Origin of the sequence: Ignavibacterium sp. (genome assembly GCF_025998815.1) — a bacterium.
GTDB lineage: Bacteria > Bacteroidota > Ignavibacteria > Ignavibacteriales > Ignavibacteriaceae > Ignavibacterium.
Map to the genome: position 1 here is coordinate 3,306,522 of NZ_AP026678.1, position 21,331 is coordinate 3,327,852.

The window sequence follows — 21,331 nt, forward strand, 5'->3', positions numbered from 1 at the left end:
ATGAAAATTTATACTAAAGCCGGCGATAAAGGTGAAACAAGTCTTTTTGGAGGAGAAAGAGTTCAAAAAAATAATCAACGAATAAACGCTTACGGAACAGTTGATGAATTGAATGCTTTCATCGGATTAGCTCTTACGGAAATAAAAAGTGATGAAATCAGAAATGTGCTGATTGATTTGCAAAACAAGCTTTTCATAGTTGGCTCTGATTTGGCTACACCGGATACGGAAAAAAATAAAAAACTTAATATCACCAGAACAGGCGAGGATTTTATAAAAAAAGCAGAAGCCGATATAGATATCTTTACAGAGAAACTTGACGAACTACGGAACTTCATTCTGCCTGGCGGGTCTAAAGGTTCAGCAATGCTTCATGTTTGCAGAACAATCTGTCGTCGTGCTGAAAGAGAAATTGTTGCTTTGAAAAATTTTGAAAAGATTAATGAAAACATCATTGTCTTCTTAAATAGAATTTCCGATTTATTTTTTGTTCTTTCTCGTTATGAAAATAAAGTCTCAAATTATCCTGACACAATTTGGAAACCTCAGTAAAAAGTTTACTCGGGGGTGAAATTGGTTTCGACGGGATTGAAGAGACTTAGAACTGCGCATCGTGTTCCCCAAGTACACGTTAAAGAATTGGGAATAAAAAATAACTGGCGAATATAACTACGCCTTAGCTGCTTAATTAAAAGCAGCTCGTTCACTTTATCCTCTCATACCGGGATAAAGATGAACGTCGTTTAGGTATGATAGCTAAGTCTGATGTCTGTGCAGACGAGGCGAAACTTAAAACAGACAAGCTTAATACGATCCCTGTCTGTCGGGCAGTAGTAAGCTAAAAAAATAGACAGACTATGTGCGTAGATGTTCTTTGGATCTTAATTCCGGACGCGGGTTCGACTCCCGCCACCTCCACTAAAAACTTTTTTTCATAACTCAAATAAATCACTCCACAAGTAATTTCTGTTTTTAATTTATAAGTTCAATTCTACTGCAGTTACTTGATTTATTCACTCAAATAAAATTTCAACCATTTATCCTCAAAACAATTGAACATTCAGATTTAATTATCTATGTTTCTGTTGAAATTATTGAGAATATGAAAAATTACTTGCCAAATATTAAATCATTCGTCATCACGGTTAAGAGTTTAATAAATTCATTTTATAAACTTGTTGGACTTGAGGGAATCGTTTGGATATCAGCTTTAATTTATCTCGCCACTTATTCAAATTATAATCAGAATCATTTTACTATTTGTCCACTTTCGAATTTAGGAATTGATAATTGTCCTGGTTGTGGTTTGGGTAGGTCTGTCTCTGTGGTTTTACATGGACAGTTTCTCCATTCATTTGATTTTCACTGGCTTGGCATTCCTGCACTGATAATTATTTTATTCAGAATTTTCCAATTGATAAGAAATAACTTTAATCACTATTTCAAACCAATAAATAAAGGAGCAAGTCATGCCTAATGTATTTCAATTAATGCCAAGTCTTGAACCGGAAGAAATGGCATACATTCAGGAATTAATCAAAGACTTTACTGATCAGCAGGCACAGCAGTTTGCATTAACCTATATGTCAAGAAGAAAAGATCCAACCAACATACTAATATTCGCTTTGATTGGTTTTGTTGGAATAGCTGGTGTTCACAGATTTGTTTTGGGTCAGGTTGGAATGGGTGTTCTGTATCTTCTTACTGGTGGTTTATGTTTAATCGGAACAATTGTGGATTTAGTTAATCACAAGAAGCTTGCTCTGGAGTTTAATATAAAAACTGCGCAACAAGTTGCGATGATGATTAAACAGTATTCGTAGTTCTTAGTTATTTCATTTACAGGACTGGACAACTCTTTTTTTGATTAATCTTATCTGAAAAAAGTTGTAATCAAAAATTGTTAAGAATAAATTACACCTGTTATGAATGAAATTTATTTCTATAAGTTAACAGGTGCAGGAAATGATTTTGTCTTTATTGATAAAAGACAAAATCCACATATCAATTTATCGGCATCACAGATAAAAAGTATTTGCGACAGAAGATTCGGAATTGGCGCTGATGGAGTTATAATTATTAAAGATATTGCACAGTATGATTTCGAAATGCTTTATTATAATGCTGATGGCTCTACCGGAAGCTTGTGTGCAAATGGTGCAAGATGTGCAATCTGGTTTGCAGAAAAAACTAATCGTCTGAAAAATCGGAAAGCTAAATTCATCTCAAATTCAGTTGAATATTCCGGTGAAGTAATCAGTGATGAATTAGTTAGGTTTAATCTCAATCCTCCGACTAAAGCAAAATTCAATTTCAGAATAAAAGCTGCTGATCAATTAATTAAAGCAGATTTTATTGATACCGGTTCACCACACATTGTTATAGAAATTTCTGAAATACTTAAAGATCCTAAAAATCCATTTTCAAATTATCAGGAAATTTCTGAGGTTCCTGTTTATGAGCTTGGAAGGGAAATCAGATACCATAAAGATTTTGCTCCAATTGGTACAAATGTGAATTTTTATAAATTCGAAAATGATAAAATCTATATACGTACTTACGAAAGAGGAGTTGAAGATGAGACTTTAGCTTGTGGAACTGGCTCGGTTGCAGTTGCCATATCAGCTTTTGTAAATAAAAAAATTTCTCTGCCAATTTCATTAATCACTTGGGGAGGCGAAACATTAATTGTAAATTTCGATATAGAAAATCAGAAAGTTAGTAATGTAACGCTAACGGGTCCTGCAAAGATTGTCTTTGAAGGAAAAATTTCTGGTAATTTTTTCACTAAAATGGAGTAACAATGGCAAAGGTTCTTTTCACAATTTCGTACGAGCTGAATCCTGAAAAGAGAGAAGATTACTTTAAAGCTATAAAAGAATTGAAATTATTGGTTAAAACTGAAGGTATTGAATCATACAATGTTTATGAGGTAAAAGGTAAACCCAATCATTTTCAGGAAATATATGTCTTTGCTAATGAAGAAGTTTACGACAATTATGACGACAATACTGACGAACGAGTAAATCTTCTCATCAGCAAAATTACCGATATGACAGTTAACCATTCAGCTAAATACACAACACTTGTAGAACTTCCCCAATTAGAATAAAAGAGCCCTTGTGGCTCTTTTTTTGTATACAACCATTCCTTAAGATTGAGCAAGAATAAAAATTTTATCAGTTAACACAAAATGAATAAAACCTTACACAGGATTTACATAGTTTTATTTTTTCTGATAGGAATTTCAGTAACTGTATTATTAGCAGTTAACGGATATTCTTATTACACAACTTCAGTCGAAGAGAGATTTTTTCATCCTCAACATAATTTGATTAAACCAAGTGGTTATCTCGGACACGGTTTTGGTATAATAGGTTCTCTTATGATGATCCTTGGTGTAAGTATTTATATGATTAGAAAAAGAAGCAGAGTACTTTTTAATTTCGGATATCTCAAACATTGGCTTGAATTACATATTTTCCTTTGTACAGTTGGACCGATTTTAGTTTTATATCACACTGCTTTCAAATTTGGTGGAATTGTATCTGTCAGTTTCTGGAGTATGGTGCTTGTAGTACTTTCAGGCGCAGTTGGAAGATTTATCTATATTCAGATTCCTAGAACTATTCAGGGAAGAGAACTTGATATTACTGAACTGATGAAAATGAGGAATGAAATGTCCGATCGTTTAAGTTCCGAAATAATTTTTGACAAATCTTTACTTGATGAATTTTCAATTCTTACATCACCAGAAAGATATAAAGATTTTAATCTGGTAAACTCAATCTCTTTCTTTATAAAAGATGCAATCAGGATAAGAAGATTTAAAGGAAAATTAATTACGCATCTTAAAAAAGCTGGTATTTCAAAATTCAGATTTAAAGAATTAAAAAGACTTGTTGAAGCTGAGATAATTCTTACAAGAAGAATCGGGCTTTTAAGAACTATGCAAAAATTTTTCCGATACTGGCACATAGCTCATCTTCCCTTTGCAATAATTATGTTTATTATTATGATTGTTCATATAATGGTTACAATTATTTTTGGTTATAAATGGATTTTTTAAGGAGGAATTAAATGAAATTCAAACCAGTTTATATCTATGGAATTATTTTAATAGCTGTGATTGCTGTAATAATCATTGCGACAAATCAGAGAGAGGAAAAAATATCAGCTATTGAAGATATCGCAAACAAGGAAATGCCTCAGGATGATGTTCATAAAAATCTTGGTAAAGAAAATCCTCACGGACAAGTTAAAGTTAGTGAAGAAGTAAAGAAAAAAATGGAAGAGCTGAAAGCAGCTGTTGACGCAAATCCAAATGATACTTCCAAGGTAAGGGAGTTTGCTGACTTCTTACTCGCTGCTCACAAACCAGACGAATCAATTCCTTATTATGAGATGATTTTAAAGAAAGATCCGAAAAGAAAAGACATTCGTTTCTCTTTAACATTTATTTATTACAATAAAGGTGAACTTGATAAAGCAGAGGAAGAAACAAAAAAAATATTAGAGATTGATAAAAATGATTCGATGGCAAAGTATAATCTTGGTGCAATTGAAGCCACAAGAGGTAACAATGAGAAAGCACGTGAAATCTGGAATAAACTTATTCAGGAAGATCCTAAATCTGAAACTGCAGAACTTGCCCGCAATGCATTAACAATACTGAAGTAAATGGAGCAATTGATAGAAAATCTAATAGCTTATGCTTTAGTTTTTTCTCTTGCAATTGTCATTATCTTCATTTACTTGCGGAAGAACAAAAGACAATCTTACCAAAACTACGCAAAGCTGAAAAAAGCAAAAGAAACCGGTTTACACGAACCGGTTTCGTTGCATCCTGTTGTTAATCCTGATATTTGTATCGGAAGTGGAGCTTGTATTAAAGCTTGTCCTGAAAAAGATATTCTCGGATTACTAAATGGAAAAGCTACAACAATTAACGCATCAAGGTGCGTTGGTCATGGAGCTTGTTTTCATGCTTGTCCTGTTCAGGCAATTACACTTTGCATCGGCACAGAAAAAAGAGGGGTTGAATTACCACACATCTCACAGGAGTTTGAAACTAATATTCCGGCTGTTTATATCGCCGGTGAACTTGGCGGAATGGGATTAATTAAAAATGCAGTAGAACAAGGCAAGCAAGCTGTAGAATTCTTTGCAAGAAAATTAAAAAGATCAGCAAAAGCTAAATATGATATTATAATTGTTGGAGCTGGTCCTGCTGGAATTTCTGCTTCTCTTACTGCTGCAAAGAATAACCTAAAATTTTTAACTCTTGAACAAGATACAATTGGCGGTACGGTAATGAGTTTTCCCAGATCTAAAATTGTTATGACTTCACCAATGGATTTACCGCTTTGGGGAAAGGTCAAATTATTTCAGACAAACAAGAGTGAATTGATTGATTTATGGCGAAATGTTCTTGAGAAAAATAAAATTAAAATTAATGAAGAGGAAAAGGTTGAACGAATTGAAAAAATAGATGATTATTTTATAGTTACTACCAATCACGACCAATACACATCAAATGGTGTTTTGTTGGCAATCGGAAGAAGAGGAAGCCCGAGAAAGCTTGGTGTGCCCGGTGAAAACAAAGGTAAAGTTTATTACAGGTTACTTGAACCTGAATTAATTCATAATCAGAATATACTTGTTGTAGGTGGTGGAGATTCTGCAGTTGAGTCAGCAATGCTTCTAGCTGATGAATCAAACAGAGTTACACTTTCTTATCGTGGAGAAAATTTTTCCAGAATAAAACCACTTAATTATGAAAGAATTCATCAATACATAAAGAAGAGAAAAGTTAATGTAATATTTAATTCTGTGGTTAAAGAAATTTTTGATAACGAAGTTGAATTATTAGTAGGACCAGAACAAAAGTTAATGAAGTTGAAAAATGATCTTGTTTATGTTTTTGTCGGAGGAATTCTTCCAATAACTTTTCTTGAAAGCATCGGAATAAAGATTACCAAAAAATTTGGCGAAGCAATTCTGAAACATGAATAAAACAGTTTTAGACAAAATACTTTGTTTGATTGTAATTTTATCAATAAAGATATCTGCACAGATTTCACCCGGTGAGCTGACATCTTTCCACGCAAATCTTGAAGGATTAAGTAATTGTACAAAATGTCACGAACTTGGTAAACAGGTACTTAACTCAAAGTGCCTTGATTGTCATACAGAAATTAAATTTTTAATCTCAAACAACAGAGGTTATCACTCTTCCGGCGAAGTTAAATCAAAAGATTGCTGGTCTTGCCATAGTGAACATCATGGGAGAAACTTTAGAATAATAAATTTTAATAAAGATAATTTTAATCATTCAAAAACAGGATTTTCTTTAACCGGTTCTCATGAAAAAATTGATTGCGAAAAATGTCATCAATCAATATTTATTTCTGATGCTAAAATCAAAAAAAGAAAAAATACTTATCTCGGTCTTAATACAAATTGTATTTCCTGTCACGAAGATTTTCATAAAGGCAGTTTAGGAACTGATTGTGCAAGCTGTCATAATACAGAAAAGTTCAATGATGTTAAAAAATTTGATCACAATAAAACTCAGTTTAAACTCACTGGTTCTCATGAATCCGTTGAATGTGCAAAGTGTCATCCATCTGAAGTAAAAAACGGAGTTAAAAAAACAAAATTCAAAGGATTAAGTTTTTCGAACTGCTCGCCCTGTCATAGTGATGTTCACAAAGGTGCATTTGGTAAAGATTGTAAATCATGTCATATAACAAAATCATTCAAGATTATTAATCAGAGTGCATTTGATCATTCCAAAACAAGGTTTCCGTTAGTTGGAAAACACAATTCTGTCAAATGTAATGATTGTCATAAAGGTTCAATAAATAACAAACCATTATTTTCAAAGTGTACTGATTGTCATAAGGATTATCATAATGGTGATTTTGTCAGGAATAATATCGTAACAGATTGTAAAGCATGCCATAATGAAATGGGATTTAGCCCATCGCTTTTTACTGTTGAGCAGCACAATCAGTTGAAGTTTAAGTTAGATGGTGCTCATCTGGCTATTCCTTGTTTCAGTTGTCATAAAAAAAATGAAGAATGGAATTTTAGATTTACCAGAACTGACTGTCAAAGTTGTCACCAAAATGTTCACGGAAATGAATTAACAGAGAAATTTTTACCAGGCAATAATTGCCAGAGCTGTCACAATTCTGCTTCCTGGAGAACTATTTCATTTAATCATTCGGGAACAGGATTTGAACTGCTTGGTAAACATTCTAAAGTTGAATGTCGCGATTGTCATTATAAAATTGAAAGTAATAATAAAAGAAAATTCAAATTTGTTTCATTGAATAATGAATGCATTGAGTGTCATAAGGATATTCACTTCGGACAGTTTGAAGTAAATGGTAAATCAGATTGTTTAAAGTGTCATTCATTTGAAAATTGGAAGCCAGAGAAGTTTAACCATAACAAAACAAGATTTTCATTGGAGGGTGCACATAGCAAATTAAAATGTTCGCAGTGCCATCCTTCAGAATCAAAAAACGGAAATACTTTTATAAAATATAAATTGGATGATTTCAAATGCGCATCCTGTCATTCACAACGGTTATAGTTTTACTGACTATAAATATTTTTAGTCAATCACCGCATGGTGATAGATTAAAGAATGATTGTTCTGAATGTCATCAGTCCACAACCTGGAAAATTGATTTGAAAAAAGTTCAGTTTGATCACTCGAACACAAATTTTGAATTGGTTGGGCAACATCAGAATGCAGATTGCAGGTCTTGTCATAAGTCTTTGATTTTTTCTGAAGTGAAAAATACATGCAACAGTTGCCATAAAGATATTCATCAGAACACAGTAGGAGAGAATTGCTCAAGATGTCATACATCTGAATCCTGGGTTGTTAAAGATATTAATTTTGTTCATCAGGTAGGAAGATTTCCGTTATTAGGTGCTCACAAAACTGCAGATTGTAAACAATGTCATACCGGATTTGCTGATTTAAAGTTTGAACCATTAGATGTTGATTGCTTTGCTTGCCATGCTGAAAATTATCGGAATACTAAAACACCTAATCATCTTCAAGCAGGATTTTCAACAAATTGTCAGGAGTGTCATAATCTTAACGCATTATCCTGGAGTGCAACTAATGTGGACCACAGTTTCTTTCCGTTGGTTGGCGGTCATTCATTACCGAGCTGTTACTCCTGCCATCATCAGGGACAGGGATTTGGTGGACTATCGAAGCAGTGTTATTCTTGTCATCAATCGAATTTCCAGTCAGCAACAAATCCGAATCATATCAATGCGGGATTTCCTACAACCTGTGAAAGTTGCCATAACATTTATGGATGGCGACCAGCAATCTTTGATCATAACCAAACAAACTTTCCACTGACAGGTAAACACACAACAGCACAATGTTCTCAATGTCATTCGAATGGATATTCAAATACACCAACAGAATGTTATTCCTGTCATCAGACTGATTATAACAATACAACAAATCCAAATCACATAGCAGTCTCATTTCCTACAACTTGTAATGAATGTCATTCAACAAACGGATGGCAACCAGCTACATTTGATCACGATAATCAGTTTTTCCCGATATACTCAGGAAAGCATAAGGATAAATGGAATGCTTGTTCGGATTGTCACACTGTGCCAAGTAACTATTCAGTGTTTAGTTGTATAAACTGTCACGAACATAATAAAACCAAGATGGATTCTGAGCATCAGGGTGTACAAGGTTATCTGTATGAAAGTAATGCTTGCTATTCTTGTCATCCTGCAGGAAGAAAAGATGGAGCATTTAATCACGGTACCTCTGAATTTCCTTTGGTTGGACAACATCTAAATGCTCAATGTTCACAGTGTCATACTAACGGTTACACTAATGCCAGTACTATTTGTTCTGATTGTCATCTTTCAGAATTTAACTCATCAACAAATCCGAATCATACTGCATTAGCATTATCAACTGATTGCAATACTTGCCATACTCCAACACCGAATTGGTCGCCTGCATTGTTTCCGAATCACAATTCAGTGTATCCATTATTAGGGGCGCATTTGCAGGTTAACGATTGTAATAGTTGTCATAACGGAAATTTTTCAAATTTAGGACAGAGTTGCATTAACTGTCATAACGATGATTTTCAAAATGCTAATAATCCAAATCATATTTCATCCGGATTTCCAAATAGCTGTGAAGATTGCCATAGTTTTAATGCTTGGTCACCAGCTACTTTTGATCATAACCAAACAAACTTTCCACTGACAGGTAAACACACAACAGCACAATGTTCTCAATGTCATTCGAATGGATATTCAAATACACCAACAGATTGTTACTCCTGTCATCAGACTGATTATAATAATACAACAAATCCAAATCACATAGCAGTCTCATTTCCTACAACTTGTAATGAATGTCATTCAACAAATGGATGGCAACCAGCCACATTTGATCACGATAATCAGTTTTTCCCGATATACTCAGGAAAGCACAAGGGTAAGTGGAGTGCTTGTTCGGATTGTCACACTGTGCCAAGTAACTATTCAGTGTTTAGTTGTATAAACTGTCACGAACATAATAAAACCAAGATGGATTCTGAGCATCAGGGAGTACAAAATTATGTCTATGAAAGCAACGCTTGTTATAATTGTCATCCTGATGGAAGGCATAGGAATTTAATTCAACAAAGATTCATCAATGAATAGAGCATGAGATACCAATTCAATTTTTTAGTATTATTCTTAATTTTTAGTTCATCAGTTCTGGCTCAGAACAGGAGCTTTGTCGAAGGTAAAGTAAGTTATATTACTCCACAGTTAATTTATCTTAAATTTCAAAATACTGATGGAATAAATCCGAACGATACTTTATATCAGTCTGTAAATAAAAAATACCAGCCAAAACTTTTAGTAAAGTTTGTATCATCAATTTCAGTTGCTTGCGAAAAAATTTATGATTTTGAATTAAAAGTTGGCGACACTTATTATGCTATTATTGAAACAAAGGATGCAAATAAATCAGAAAGTGACACTTCTTTTGTTTTACAGAAAAATGATTCGCTAGCGGAGCAACAGAATAACGCTCAAGTAATTAATGTGGAATCCTCAAACTCAACTTTTTCAAAAATTAGTGGAAATAATTTTTCAGGTAAATATTCCATTCAATCTTATTCTAATATCGATAACTTCAGCAGAAATGATTATCAAAGCTGGCGTCATACATTAAGAATTGATTTTGAGAGAATCGGGAATTCAGATTTATCTTTTTCTACTTATTCTATTTTTAATTATCGGACTTCAGACTGGAGCTCAGTTACAAAAAACTATTTTAAAGCTCTCAAGGTTTACGACCTTCATTTGAAATATGATTTCAGTAAAAGTTTTCAGTTTTGGATTGGACGATTCTTACATCCTAGAATTTCTAACATAAGCACTATTGATGGATTACTTGCAGAACTAAATCTCAATTCATTCTCATTTGGAATCGTAGGTGGCTCAAGACCAGATTGGAAAGATTTTACATTTAATCCAAAACTCATAGAATACGGAGCTTTTGTATCGAGGAAAGATAGTTTTGCTATGGGTTATATGGAGAATACAATTTCATTTTTCCAGCAAACCAATAACGCAAAAATTGATAGAAGATTCCTTTATCTCCAACATTCAAATAATGCAATAAGAAAGTTTAATCTTTTTGCTTCAACTGAAATTGATTTGTATAAAAAAGAACTTGGTGTTCAAAAAAATCAGTTCAGCTTTACAAGTATTTTTCTTTCGGCAAATTATGTCCCTATCCGTGAATTATCATTTAATCTTAGTTACGATGCCCGAAAGAATGTAATTTATTATGAAACTTTCCAATCATTAACTGATAGTGTTATTGAAAATGAAACCCGACAAGGATTCCGAATAAGAACATCAATTAAACCATTTAAGTACTTTGGTGCAAGTTTTTTTGCTGGTTATCGTTTCAGAAAATCTGATGTTAAACCCTCAAGAAATTTTGGAGGAACAATCTACTTCTCACTTCTGCCAATTATTGAATCCGGGATAAATCTTTCTTACAACAAATTGATTTCAAATTATGTGGATGGTGATGTTTATTCTGTTTATATGACGAAGACTTTTTATGACTTAAATTCTGATTTAAGTATTGGTTACCGCAAAACGAATTATAAATTTCCTGTATCTCAAAATTCATTCAATGAAAATGCATTTCTGATTGATTATAATCTAAACCTATTCAAAATGATTAGTCTATTTATTTCTTATGAAGGTGCTTTTGAATCCTCTCGAACAACAAGTCGTGTTTTAGTTGGATTGACCACAAGATTTTAATTTTGAGTTTTAATATATCCTTTCTAAAAAAATCCTTTATCTCTATCTTTGATTAGAAATTATTCATTCACTGAGTTTTAAGTATGCACGAATATATTGGCGCAATTCACATTCATTCAGTTTTTTCAGATGGTACGGGCGAAGTTCCGGATATAGCTAAGTTTGCTGATGAGGTTGGTCTTGATTTTATTATGCTAACAGACCACAATACAGTAAGAGCTTTGACTGAAGGTTATGAAAAATGGTATGGCAACACATTGCTTCTTGTTGGCTGTGAAATAAATGATAAAGAAAATAAAAATCATTATCTGGCTTTTGGAATTGATGAAGCATTTTCCACCAGAACTCCGGCAAAGAAATATGTTGCAAAAGTTAAAGAGCTTGGTGGAATTGGATTTATTGCTCATCCTCATGAAAAAAGAACTCATAAAGAACATCCTGCATACCCTTGGGTTGATTGGGAAATTGAAGACTTTACAGGAATTGAAATCTGGAATCATATGTCAGAATGGGTTGAAAATCTTACTGAAGAAAATAAATATCGCTCTTTTCTTCATCCGCTAAGAACAATTACAGCACCTCCTAAAGAAACACTTAAAGTATGGGATGAATTGAATCTTAAAAGAAGAGTTGTCGGTATTGGTGGAGTTGATGCACATGCACACAAATATAATCTGGTCGGATTTCTTGAAGTAGAAATTTTTCCTTACAAAGTACTTTTCAAATCAATAAGAACTCATGTTTTATTGGATAAAGAAATCAAAAAAGGTAAAAGCCAGAAAGATATTGAAACAGCCAAATGGCAAATCTATAATGCACTAAGAGAAGGAAGATGTTTCGTTGCGAATGATTATGTCGCCGAGTCTAAAGGATTCAGATTTTATGCAGAGCAGAAAGGAAAAATTTTTAATATGGGCGAATCAATTTCTGACTCAAAAAATATTCTGCTTCATGTTTTGTTACCCGGAGCGGAATCAGAAATTCGCCTGATAAGAAATGGTCATCTTGTTGAGCTGGTCAAAGGACTTTCAGCAGAGTTTGAAATAAATAAAAAAGGTGCTTACAGGGTAGAAATCTATAAAGACGGTAGAGCATGGATTTTTTCAAATCATATCAGAATTGGAATTTGAAATTAATGTTGATAACGCTTCTTTGCGCCCGTAGTTCAATTGGATAGAATGTTGGATTCCGGTTCCAAAGGTTGCAGGTTCGAGTCCTGCCGGGCGTACAAATTACTTTTTGAACAATCAACACTGCTGTATTAAATTTGGCGGGTTATTTTTATCAAACTTAAAAAGGATTGAGATGTTAACTAAAAGAAAAAAACTTACAAAAAAGGAAATAAAAGAAGACAAACTTGTTGAGTTCTATTATAAAGCTCAGCATTACATTGAAGAAAACAAAAATAAAGTTTTAATGTATGCAGGTGCTCTGGCTATTTTAGTAGTAGCTGTGATTTTTTATCTGAATTTCCGAAGTTCAAAAAATGAAGAAGCCGGAACTTTATTAGCTCGTGTAATTGATTTATATGATCAGGGCTCTTATCTGGAAGCAATTGAAGGCAAACAAGGAACTAACCTTGTTGGGCTGAAGAAAATTGTGGAAGATTATGGAAGTACCGAAAATGGCGAAACGGCTAAAATATATCTCGCAAATGCCTATACTTTCCTGGGTCAATACGAAAAAGCTTTTGAGCTTTATAAGGATTATGGCGGCTCAAATGATATTTATAAAGCAGCTGCATTAGCTGGTCAGGCGGGATATTATGTAACTAAAGGAGAATACGAAAAAGCCGCTGACTTATTCAAGAAAGCTTCTAATGTCTCTGAAATCAATCCAAGTCGTCCCGATTATCTGCTAAGAGCGGGAATCAACTATATGAAAGCTGGTCAGAAGGATGAAGCAAAGGCATTGTTCCAGATAATAAAAGATGATTATAAAACATCTACAGCTTTTGCTCAGGTTGACCGTTACTTCACAGAATTGAACTAAACAGAATTTGGGCATTTTTAACAAATTTTTATATAAAACCGTGAATTTTTTCACGGTTTTTTGTTAATTTTTTAAAAATTCATTTTCTTGACTTTAGCGGGTTCTATATCTATTTTTTTCAACCATTTTTTAACAATTAATTCGGAGATTATGGCAGATACATCAGATTTCAGAAATGGTCTTATCATTAAGTTCAGAAATGAACCATATGTAATTACAGAGTTTTTACATGTTAAACCTGGTAAAGGTGGTGCATTCGTCCGTACAACTTTGAAAAATCTTAAAACCGGTAGAGTACTCGAGAATACTTTCAGAGCTGGTGAAAGCATTGAAATCATAAGAGTTGAAAGAAGAAAATTTCAATACCTCTATCGTGATGGAGATTTTCTTGTTTGTATGGACAATGAAACATTCGAACAGATAAATGTTCCTAAAGAACTTTTTGGTGACTCAGTTGAATTTTTGAAGGAAAGCACTGAAGTTGAAATTCTTTTCAGTGATAATGAAATCATAACTGTTGAACCACCAATTTTTGTAAACCTTGCAGTTACTCAAACAGAACCTGGCTTCAGAGGCAATACTGCAACCGGTGCTGTTAAACCTGCAACACTTGAAACTGGGGCAACGATTAATGTTCCGCTCTTTATTGAAATAGGGGATGTGCTGAAAGTTGATACTCGTACTGGTGAATATGTTGAACGTGTAAAGTCAAATTAAACAGGAGAAGTTTATGGATCTGAATCTAATTAAAAAACTCGTTAAAATTCTCGAGACAAGTGAAGTAACTGACATCGAGATTGAAGAGAATGGAACCAAAATAAAGGTTGCTAAAAAAGTCCGTGTTGCTCCTGCAATGCAAACGATTTCCACTGTTCCTTCTCAACCAACTTCTGTTTCCGTTCAGCAGAAAGAAGAAGTTAAACCAGTTGAAAAGAAAACATCCGACGAATCTGCTGAATCAAATCTTCATACAGTTCGTTCTCCAATTGTTGGAACATTTTATCGCGCACCTGCACCCGATGCTGATCCTTATGTTCAGGTTGGAGATGTTGTTTCAGTCGGAACTGTTCTTTGTATTGTTGAAGCGATGAAACTAATGAACGAAATCGAATCCGATGTTAATGGTAAAGTAGTAAAAATTCTTGTCGAAAACGGAAAACCGGTTGAATACAATCAACCATTGTTTTTAATTCAACCAATGTAATTCACAGATTACGGTAGATTGTGTTTAATAAAATTTTAATTGCTAACAGAGGCGAAATAGCACTTCGCATAATCAGAGCTTGTAAAGAGCTTGGAATTAAAACAGTTGCTGTTTATTCAGAAGCTGATCGTGAGTCGTTACATGTAACTTTCGCCGATGAAGCCGTTTGTATCGGACCACCTTTAGGCAAAGAAAGTTATCTTAAAATTCCGGCAATCATTTCCGCTGCGCAGGTTACCGGAGCAGATGCAATCCATCCGGGTTACGGCTTTCTGGCAGAGAATGCTAACTTCTCAGAAATTTGTACAGAATCTGACATCACTTTTATTGGACCAACTCCGCAGATGATCACCGCAATGGGTGATAAGTCATATGCAAAAGACACAATGAAAAAAAACGGAGTGCCTGTAATTCCGGGTAGCGATGGAGTTGTCAGAGAATTAAAAGAAGCAATAAGAATTTCACACGAAATAGGATTTCCTGTTATAATAAAAGCTTCTGCTGGTGGTGGTGGTAAAGGAATGAGAATTGTCTGGGAAGAAAAAGATTTTGAAAAAGCATTTGTTACTGCACAAACAGAAGCTGAATCAGCATTTGGAAATCCTGATGTATATATTGAGAAGTTTTTGGAAAATCCAAGACATATTGAAGTCCAGGTTGTTGGAGACAAGCACGGAAATGTTTATCACTATGGCGAAAGAGATTGTTCAGTTCAGCGTCGTCATCAGAAATTAATTGAAGAAGCTCCATCACCTGTTCTTGATGAAAATCTTCGCGAGAAAATGGGTGAAGCAGCTGTACTTGGAGCTCATTCTGTTAATTACCTCGGAGCTGGTACCATTGAATTCCTGCTGGACAAATATCATAATTTCTATTTTATGGAAATGAATACCCGTATTCAGGTTGAACATCCTGTTACCGAAATGGTTTACGATGTTGATTTGATAAGAGAACAAATTCTTGTTGCAGCAGGAGAGAAAGCATCTCCTCCACCGCATAAGCATATGGGACATGCAATTGAATTCAGAATTAATGCAGAAGACCCAGAAAAAGATTTCAGACCAAGTCCTGGGAAAATTACTTCGTTACATTTTCCAGGTGGATTAGGAGTAAGAATAGATTCACACATTTATCAGTCGTATACAATTCCACCATACTATGATTCGTTAATTGCTAAACTTATTGTTTGGGCAAAGGATCGTCCTCAGGCACTTGCCCGCGCTAAAAGAGCACTCGAGGAATTTATCATTGAGGGAATTAAAACTACTATACCATTTCATCTTCAGGTTTTGCAGGATGAAAGATTTATTAGTGGTAATTTTGATACCGGCTTTTTAGAAAAATTCACATTTAAAAAACTAGATTAAATACAGAGGTTATTATGAATATTCCTGAAAACTTAAAGTACACAAAAGATCACGAATGGGTTCGTGTAGAAGGAAACATCGGAGTAATCGGAATTACTGATTATGCTCAAAGCGAACTCGGTGATGTCGTCTTTGTTGATATAGACGAATCACTTGCAGAAATTTCTAAAGGTGCTTCTTGCGGAACAATTGAAGCAGTTAAAACCGTAAGCGATGTTTTTGCACCTTTCTCCGGAAAAGTTGTTGAAGTTAATCCGAAGCTTAAGGATAATCCTGAATTATTGAACTCAGATCCCTATGGCAAAGGTTGGATGATCAAAGCTGAAATAAGCAACACCTCAGAACTCGATGATCTTTTAGATGCAACCGCTTATAAAAATCTGATTGGTCAATAGTTTTTTGATAAATTGGAAAAAACAAAATTCTGCTTAATTGCGGAGTTTTGTTTTTTCATTTTAAACTAAATTCATTATAAAAATGCAGCATACTGAACTTATTCTAATCTTAGATTTTGGCTCTCAATTCACTCAGCTTATTACAAGAAGAGTCAGAGAGGCGAATGTTTATTCTGAAATTTATCCGCACACAATTTCATTAGAAAAAATCACAGAGCTTAATCCAAAAGGAATTATTTTCTCAGGCGGTCCAATGAGTGTTTACGATAATGGAGCCCCTGATGTTGATGATAAAATTTTCAACTTGGGAATACCGATATTAGGTATTTGCTATGGGCTTCAACTCATTTCAAAAAAATTATATGGTAAAGTTGAAAGAGCTTCCGATAGAGAATATGGCAGAACTGAATGTGAAGTTTTGAAAGGTTCTGTTCTCTTTAAAGATGTTAAGAAAAAATCTGTAGTCTGGATGAGCCACGGAGACAATGTTACCGAACCTCCCAAGGGATTTGAAGTAATTGCGATTTCGAAACATTCGCCAATCTGTGCAATTGAAAACGCTGAAAGAAAAATTTATGGAGTTCAATTTCATCCGGAAGTTCATCACACTGAAGAGGGTGTAAAAATTATTAGAAATTTTCTTTTCGAAATTTGTAAATGTAAAGGAGACTGGACACCCGCAAACTTTATCAATCAAAGCATTAAAGAAATTAAAGACAAAGTTGGTACTGCTAATGTGATATGTGCATTAAGCGGTGGAGTTGATTCAACTGTTGCAGCTGTATTAGTTAAGCAGGCAATCGGCGAACAGCTTATTTGCATTCATATTGATACCGGACTGATGAGAAAAAATGAGAGCAAAGAAATCAGTGAACTATTTAATTCGAAATTAAATCTTAAGCACATTCACATTGATGCTTCTGAAATTTTTCTTGAGAAATTAAAAAATGTTTCTGACCCTGAATTAAAAAGAAAAATTATTGGTAATACTTTTATTGAAGTATTTGATAGAGAAGCTAAAAAATTTGAGAATGTTAAATTTCTTGTTCAGGGTACACTTTATCCTGATGTAATTGAATCAGTCTCAGTTAAAGGTGCTTCAGCAACAATTAAGACTCATCACAATGTAGGTGGACTTCCGGATAAAATGAATCTGAAATTGATTGAACCATTCAGGGAATTATTCAAAGACGAAGTTAGAAATGTTGGCAGAGCACTTAACATTCCAGAAGAATTTATTGAAAGACATCCCTTTCCCGGCCCGGGTTTAGCTGTAAGAATTCTTGGTCCGGTTGATAAAGAAAAACTTGATATTCTAAGAGAAGCTGACGATATTTTCATCAAAGCAATTAAACAACATAATTTATACAAAAAAATCTGGCAGGCATTTGCAGTGCTTTTACCAGTTCAAAGTGTTGGTGTTATGGGCGATTCAAGAACATATGAAAATGTACTTGCTTTGCGTGCTGTTACATCAGTTGATGGAATGACTGCAGATTGGTTTCCATTTGATCATGATTTTCTTGCTGAAGTTTCAAATACAATCATAAATAAAGTAAGAGGAATTAACAGAGTGGTTTATGATATAAGCTCTAAACCACCTGCTACAATTGAATGGGAATAACAAATGGATGCTCAGGAGAAAGAAAAATTAAAACAGATGGCTGATAATTTTGTTCTGACAGGAAAATATCTGCACGCTGCTCAGATTTATCATCGTTTGCTTGATGAAACAGGAAAAATGGATTATAAATTCAGTCTTGCAGAAACATATCTTCAAATGGGCTTCATAGACGCCTCTGACAAATACTACATTTCAGTCCTTGATGAATTTCCCAATAATGATGAAATGCGACTAGAAGTTTCCTCTCTTCTTATTAAAAGCAAAAATTGGGAAAAGATCATAGAGATTCTATCAATGGTTGACTCTAATAAAAAATCAGTGGTTGATTTTATTCTGGGATTCGCTTATCTGAAAACAGAGGATTACAAATTTGCAAAACACTATCTCGAGAAATTTATAAAGTCGGAAGATGATCCTGAATTAAAAATAGAAGCTGTTTATTATCTTGGCATCGCTAATTATCATGAAAACAATTTCGAAGAAGCAATCAAAAGATTTAAGGAATCTGAATTTCATCAGAACAGCAATGCTGATTTTTATTTTTATCTGGCTTCATCTTATCGGATGCTTGGAATGTTTACTCACGCTTCACTCTACATTACAAAAGCACTAAGACTTAACAGAAAAAGTGCAGGGATACTTTTAGAAGCTGCAAAAATTTATAATAAACTTGAACAGTTTAAGAAGGCAAACAAATATCTGAGTATGTATGGCGAAGTTTCTAAAACAGTTCCAAATGATTACCTGATTACTCTTGCTGAAAATTTCTTGGGATTAAAAAGAATTAAAGATGCTGAAAAGGTTATTTCATTAATTGATGATGAAGAATCAGAAAATCCGGAAGTGATTGCTATAAAATCCAGAATTTCAAAAATATCTGATACAAAATGAATAAATTGAAATTAAAGACTATTGGTTTAATTTTAACAATACTTGCTTTTCATATAACCGCGCAGAGTTCGGATGAGCAGAAATTCAATGAAGCAGTTAAACTATTCAAAGATAGAAAATATCAAACTGCACTTACAAACTTCAAAGTAATTTCGGATAAAGAAAACCCAAATCAAACAGCAGCAAAATTTTTTGTAGTTAAATCACTTATCGAACTGAAGAAATATTCTGAAGCTGAAAAAGAAGCTATAGAATTTTTAGAAAAATTCAGTTCTAGCAAATACGCTGATGAAGTTAATATTCTTCTGATTAAAAGTTTTCTTGAACAAAAGAAATATAAGTCAGCTTTCAGACAGTCGATTGATTTGCTCAAATCATCAAGTTCCACTTCTTATAAAATAGATGCTAAATCAATTGCTCAGAAAATTGCAAGGAATTATTTATCAAGTTATGACCTGAAAGAATATTCAGATAAGGAAAATGATAAAAAGATAAAAGCTTTTTTACTTTACACACTTGCTGAATTATATTCTTTGGAAGGTCAATCGGATAAAGGAATAAAAATATTAGAAGAGATTGTTAACGAATATCCTCAAACAGATGAATATTTTCTTGCCAGGAATTCATTAGGTTCAAATCAAAATCAACAAGTAAAGGATGAAATAATTGTTGGTGTAATTCTTCCGCTTACAGATAAAGATGGCAAACGAAACATTGCTGCAGAGGAAATGCTGGAGGGAATAAAATACGCTTTCCACGAAATTAATTTTAATCGGGATAATAAAATTGGTTTACTTATCAGAGACTCAAAAAGAAATGAGGAAGAAATCAGGGATATCGTTCAGGAGTTTGATTCAGATAAACGAGTTAAAGCAGTTATCGGACCAGTATACAGCGATGAATCAGAAATAGTTGTTTCTGCATTGAGTCAAACTGATCTTGTGTTCATTTCACCAACTGCTACTGATGAAGATTTAACAGAAAATAATGATCAGTTTTATCAGGCAAATCCTCCTTTCACGGTTCGGGGAAAAGTTTTTGCTCAGTATATTTTTTTGAAAGAAGGAAAGAAAAATTTTGCTATACTGAATTCGCTCGAAGGTTATTCTCCAATCCTGGCTAAATCATTTGCAGACGAGTTTCAACGGTTAGGTGGAAATATTCTTTCTAAAGAAACTTATCGTTCAAAATCGGTTGACTTATCAAAACAAATTTCTAATTTATCTCAATATCTTGGTGAACTTGACGGAATCTACATTCCATTATCTGATAAAGCCGATGCAGAAATAATTTTATCCGAAATGCTGAAACAAAATTTTATTGTTCCAGTTTATGGTAATCAGGACTGGTTAAATGCAAAAGGACTTGAAACATCAAGTACAATCAGTAACTCATTAAAAATCACTTCAGATTATTTTATCGATTTTACTGATAAATCATTTACTGAGTTCAATCAGAATTTTCTTAATACAACCGATAAAGAAATTACCCGCAATGTTTTATATGGCTACGATGCTGCAAAGTATCTTGTTACTGTATTGCGTGCCATTCAGCCAACAAGAAATACCGTTAAATTAAAAATTGACTCAGGATTAAAAAGCAACGGTTATCATAACAACATTTCGTTCAGCAAGAAAAAGAGAAATCTTTATCTAAACATTCTGAATTACTCAGATGGTAAATTTCAACTAATTGAAAAGTATCGTGGAACAGAATAAAGGAGACAACCATTTCTCAGAAGGTAAAAGATCTTCCTCTTGATGATCGTCCTCGTGAAAAATTAATTTTAAGAGGACCTCAAAGTCTGTCCGATGCAGAATTAATAGCAATTCTGCTTCGAACCGGAATGAAAGGAAAGTCAGTTTTAACAATTGCGCAGGAGATGATAAATAAAGAAGGTAACCTTGCTGTATTATCATCCAAATCTCATGCTGCTTTGATTAAAACCAGTGGTATAGGAAAGGATAAGGCTGCAACATTAGTCGCGGCATTTGAGCTTGCCAAAAGAATTCTTCACCAACAAAAATGGCTATTCGATAAAAAGATTACTTCACCTTCTGATGTTGCGGAAATCTATATCCCATTACTAAAAAATGAAACCAAAGAACAATTTTGGGTATTATGTTTGAACAACTCAAATAAAATTATCAAACAGGAAGCAATTTCAATCGGGAATTTAAATTCCAGTGTTGTTCATCAGAGAGAAGTCTTTAAAGTTGCGATCGATAACAACGCTGCCAGTTTAATTTTAATGCATAATCACCCCAGTGGAAATCCGGAACCAAGTAATGAGGATATCGTCATAACAAGAAAGTTGGTTGAAGCTGGAAAAATAATGGATATTCCCATTTTTGATCACATTATAATTGCCGGAAATAATTACACAAGTTTTGTGGAAAGAAGACTTATTTAATTGCTAAAAAATTGTTAAATTGTATTGAAAATTGATGAATTTCTTTTCAGAATTCCAATTTAAATCATAAATTTGCACAGGTACTTT

At 33.7% G+C, this 21,331-nt stretch carries 21 protein-coding genes, 1 tRNA gene and 1 other RNA gene; all 23 read left to right on the top strand.

Translation table 11 applies throughout. The features are described 5' to 3' along the window. The 23 genes from Q0X14_RS14365 to radC all read left to right on the top strand — a co-directional run bounded on the left by Q0X14_RS14365 (position 1) and on the right by radC (position 21,244). On the top strand, positions 1 to 552 hold the full coding sequence (locus Q0X14_RS14365) for a cob(I)yrinic acid a,c-diamide adenosyltransferase (protein WP_297840080.1): 552 nt from the start codon (positions 1 to 3) through the stop codon (positions 550 to 552). A gap of 11 nt (positions 553 to 563) precedes the next feature. Beyond that, positions 564 to 921: a transfer-messenger RNA gene (gene ssrA / locus Q0X14_RS14370) on the top strand. 181 nt (positions 922 to 1,102) lie between these two features. Continuing rightward, a complete protein-coding gene (locus Q0X14_RS14375; protein WP_297840082.1) occupies positions 1,103 to 1,477 on the top strand; it encodes a DUF2752 domain-containing protein in 375 nt (124 codons plus the stop codon). Then, positions 1,470 to 1,823 carry a TM2 domain-containing protein gene (locus Q0X14_RS14380; protein ID WP_297840085.1) on the top strand — a complete coding sequence of 118 codons (354 nt, stop codon included), beginning with the start codon at positions 1,470 to 1,472 and terminating at the stop codon, positions 1,821 to 1,823. The genes Q0X14_RS14375 and Q0X14_RS14380 overlap by 8 nt, the downstream gene beginning before the upstream one ends. 102 nt (positions 1,824 to 1,925) lie before the next feature. Continuing rightward, entirely contained in the window at positions 1,926 to 2,801 is an 876-nt protein-coding gene (dapF, locus tag Q0X14_RS14385) for a diaminopimelate epimerase (protein WP_297840088.1), read from the top strand. A gap of 2 nt (positions 2,802 to 2,803) precedes the next feature. Then, on the top strand, positions 2,804 to 3,112 hold the full coding sequence (locus Q0X14_RS14390; RefSeq protein WP_297840091.1) for a hypothetical protein: 309 nt from the start codon (positions 2,804 to 2,806) through the stop codon (positions 3,110 to 3,112). Between the two features lie 81 nt (positions 3,113 to 3,193). Continuing rightward, a complete protein-coding gene (locus Q0X14_RS14395) occupies positions 3,194 to 4,069 on the top strand; it encodes a hypothetical protein (protein WP_297840094.1) in 876 nt (291 codons plus the stop codon). A gap of 11 nt (positions 4,070 to 4,080) precedes the next feature. Further along, positions 4,081 to 4,680, top strand: a complete 600-nt coding sequence (locus Q0X14_RS14400; protein WP_297840097.1) for a tetratricopeptide repeat protein — start codon at positions 4,081 to 4,083, stop codon at positions 4,678 to 4,680. Next, entirely contained in the window at positions 4,681 to 6,015 is a 1,335-nt protein-coding gene (locus Q0X14_RS14405; RefSeq protein ID WP_297840099.1) for an NAD(P)-binding domain-containing protein, read from the top strand. Continuing rightward, positions 6,008 to 7,606 (top strand): cytochrome c3 family protein, encoded by a 1,599-nt coding sequence (locus Q0X14_RS14410; RefSeq protein WP_297840102.1) that lies wholly within the window; start codon positions 6,008 to 6,010, stop codon positions 7,604 to 7,606. The genes Q0X14_RS14405 and Q0X14_RS14410 overlap by 8 nt, the downstream gene beginning before the upstream one ends. After that, positions 7,576 to 9,726, top strand: coding sequence for a hypothetical protein (locus tag Q0X14_RS14415; protein ID WP_297840105.1), 2,151 nt, complete (start codon positions 7,576 to 7,578; stop codon positions 9,724 to 9,726). The genes Q0X14_RS14410 and Q0X14_RS14415 overlap by 31 nt, the downstream gene beginning before the upstream one ends. A 3-nt stretch (positions 9,727 to 9,729) precedes the next feature. Continuing rightward, a complete protein-coding gene (locus tag Q0X14_RS14420) occupies positions 9,730 to 11,358 on the top strand; it encodes a hypothetical protein (protein ID WP_297840107.1) in 1,629 nt (542 codons plus the stop codon). 83 nt (positions 11,359 to 11,441) lie between these two features. Beyond that, positions 11,442 to 12,488 (top strand): CehA/McbA family metallohydrolase, encoded by a 1,047-nt coding sequence (locus Q0X14_RS14425; protein WP_297840109.1) that lies wholly within the window; start codon positions 11,442 to 11,444, stop codon positions 12,486 to 12,488. A 24-nt stretch (positions 12,489 to 12,512) separates the two neighbouring features. Then, positions 12,513 to 12,586: transfer RNA gene (locus Q0X14_RS14430), tRNA-Arg, on the top strand. A 77-nt stretch (positions 12,587 to 12,663) separates the two neighbouring features. Further along, positions 12,664 to 13,350 carry a tetratricopeptide repeat protein gene (locus Q0X14_RS14435; protein ID WP_297840112.1) on the top strand — a complete coding sequence of 229 codons (687 nt, stop codon included), beginning with the start codon at positions 12,664 to 12,666 and terminating at the stop codon, positions 13,348 to 13,350. A gap of 150 nt (positions 13,351 to 13,500) precedes the next feature. Continuing rightward, the gene (efp, locus tag Q0X14_RS14440; protein ID WP_297840114.1) at positions 13,501 to 14,067 is read left to right on the top strand and encodes an elongation factor P; all 567 of its coding nucleotides are present in this window, start codon (positions 13,501 to 13,503) and stop codon (positions 14,065 to 14,067) included. Positions 14,068 to 14,080: 13 nt separating this feature from the next. Further along, the gene (gene accB, locus Q0X14_RS14445; RefSeq protein ID WP_297840117.1) at positions 14,081 to 14,554 is read left to right on the top strand and encodes an acetyl-CoA carboxylase biotin carboxyl carrier protein; all 474 of its coding nucleotides are present in this window, start codon (positions 14,081 to 14,083) and stop codon (positions 14,552 to 14,554) included. Positions 14,555 to 14,574: 20 nt separating this feature from the next. Continuing rightward, positions 14,575 to 15,921, top strand: coding sequence for an acetyl-CoA carboxylase biotin carboxylase subunit (gene accC, locus Q0X14_RS14450; RefSeq protein WP_297840120.1), 1,347 nt, complete (start codon positions 14,575 to 14,577; stop codon positions 15,919 to 15,921). Between the two features lie 14 nt (positions 15,922 to 15,935). Further along, positions 15,936 to 16,316: a glycine cleavage system protein GcvH gene (gcvH, locus tag Q0X14_RS14455; RefSeq protein WP_297840121.1), complete on the top strand. Its 381-nt coding sequence runs from the start codon at positions 15,936 to 15,938 to the stop codon at positions 16,314 to 16,316. A gap of 82 nt (positions 16,317 to 16,398) precedes the next feature. Further along, positions 16,399 to 17,940 (top strand): glutamine-hydrolyzing GMP synthase, encoded by a 1,542-nt coding sequence (guaA, locus tag Q0X14_RS14460; protein ID WP_297840123.1) that lies wholly within the window; start codon positions 16,399 to 16,401, stop codon positions 17,938 to 17,940. Between the two features lie 3 nt (positions 17,941 to 17,943). Further along, complete coding sequence (locus Q0X14_RS14465; RefSeq protein WP_297840126.1) at positions 17,944 to 18,831, top strand: tetratricopeptide repeat protein; 888 nt, start codon at positions 17,944 to 17,946, stop codon at positions 18,829 to 18,831. Further along, the gene (locus tag Q0X14_RS14470; RefSeq protein ID WP_297840129.1) at positions 18,828 to 20,549 is read left to right on the top strand and encodes an ABC transporter substrate-binding protein; all 1,722 of its coding nucleotides are present in this window, start codon (positions 18,828 to 18,830) and stop codon (positions 20,547 to 20,549) included. The genes Q0X14_RS14465 and Q0X14_RS14470 overlap by 4 nt, the downstream gene beginning before the upstream one ends. Positions 20,550 to 20,560: 11 nt before the next feature. Then, positions 20,561 to 21,244 carry a DNA repair protein RadC gene (radC, locus tag Q0X14_RS14475; RefSeq protein WP_297844762.1) on the top strand — a complete coding sequence of 228 codons (684 nt, stop codon included), beginning with the start codon at positions 20,561 to 20,563 and terminating at the stop codon, positions 21,242 to 21,244. Positions 21,245 to 21,331 lie beyond the last annotated feature (87 nt).

Coding starts and splice junctions, on each gene's coding strand:
- Q0X14_RS14365 (WP_297840080.1), top strand. CDS start 1: ATGAAAATTTATACTAAAGCCGGCGATAAAGGTGAAACAAGTCTTTTT.
- Q0X14_RS14375 (WP_297840082.1), top strand. CDS start 1,103: ATGAAAAATTACTTGCCAAATATTAAATCATTCGTCATCACGGTTAAG.
- Q0X14_RS14380 (WP_297840085.1), top strand. CDS start 1,470: ATGCCTAATGTATTTCAATTAATGCCAAGTCTTGAACCGGAAGAAATG.
- dapF (WP_297840088.1), top strand. CDS start 1,926: ATGAATGAAATTTATTTCTATAAGTTAACAGGTGCAGGAAATGATTTT.
- Q0X14_RS14390 (WP_297840091.1), top strand. CDS start 2,804: ATGGCAAAGGTTCTTTTCACAATTTCGTACGAGCTGAATCCTGAAAAG.
- Q0X14_RS14395 (WP_297840094.1), top strand. CDS start 3,194: ATGAATAAAACCTTACACAGGATTTACATAGTTTTATTTTTTCTGATA.
- Q0X14_RS14400 (WP_297840097.1), top strand. CDS start 4,081: ATGAAATTCAAACCAGTTTATATCTATGGAATTATTTTAATAGCTGTG.
- Q0X14_RS14405 (WP_297840099.1), top strand. CDS start 4,681: ATGGAGCAATTGATAGAAAATCTAATAGCTTATGCTTTAGTTTTTTCT.
- Q0X14_RS14410 (WP_297840102.1), top strand. CDS start 6,008: ATGAATAAAACAGTTTTAGACAAAATACTTTGTTTGATTGTAATTTTA.
- Q0X14_RS14415 (WP_297840105.1), top strand. CDS start 7,576: ATGCGCATCCTGTCATTCACAACGGTTATAGTTTTACTGACTATAAAT.
- Q0X14_RS14420 (WP_297840107.1), top strand. CDS start 9,730: ATGAGATACCAATTCAATTTTTTAGTATTATTCTTAATTTTTAGTTCA.
- Q0X14_RS14425 (WP_297840109.1), top strand. CDS start 11,442: ATGCACGAATATATTGGCGCAATTCACATTCATTCAGTTTTTTCAGAT.
- Q0X14_RS14435 (WP_297840112.1), top strand. CDS start 12,664: ATGTTAACTAAAAGAAAAAAACTTACAAAAAAGGAAATAAAAGAAGAC.
- efp (WP_297840114.1), top strand. CDS start 13,501: ATGGCAGATACATCAGATTTCAGAAATGGTCTTATCATTAAGTTCAGA.
- accB (WP_297840117.1), top strand. CDS start 14,081: ATGGATCTGAATCTAATTAAAAAACTCGTTAAAATTCTCGAGACAAGT.
- gcvH (WP_297840121.1), top strand. CDS start 15,936: ATGAATATTCCTGAAAACTTAAAGTACACAAAAGATCACGAATGGGTT.
- guaA (WP_297840123.1), top strand. CDS start 16,399: ATGCAGCATACTGAACTTATTCTAATCTTAGATTTTGGCTCTCAATTC.
- Q0X14_RS14465 (WP_297840126.1), top strand. CDS start 17,944: ATGGATGCTCAGGAGAAAGAAAAATTAAAACAGATGGCTGATAATTTT.
- Q0X14_RS14470 (WP_297840129.1), top strand. CDS start 18,828: ATGAATAAATTGAAATTAAAGACTATTGGTTTAATTTTAACAATACTT.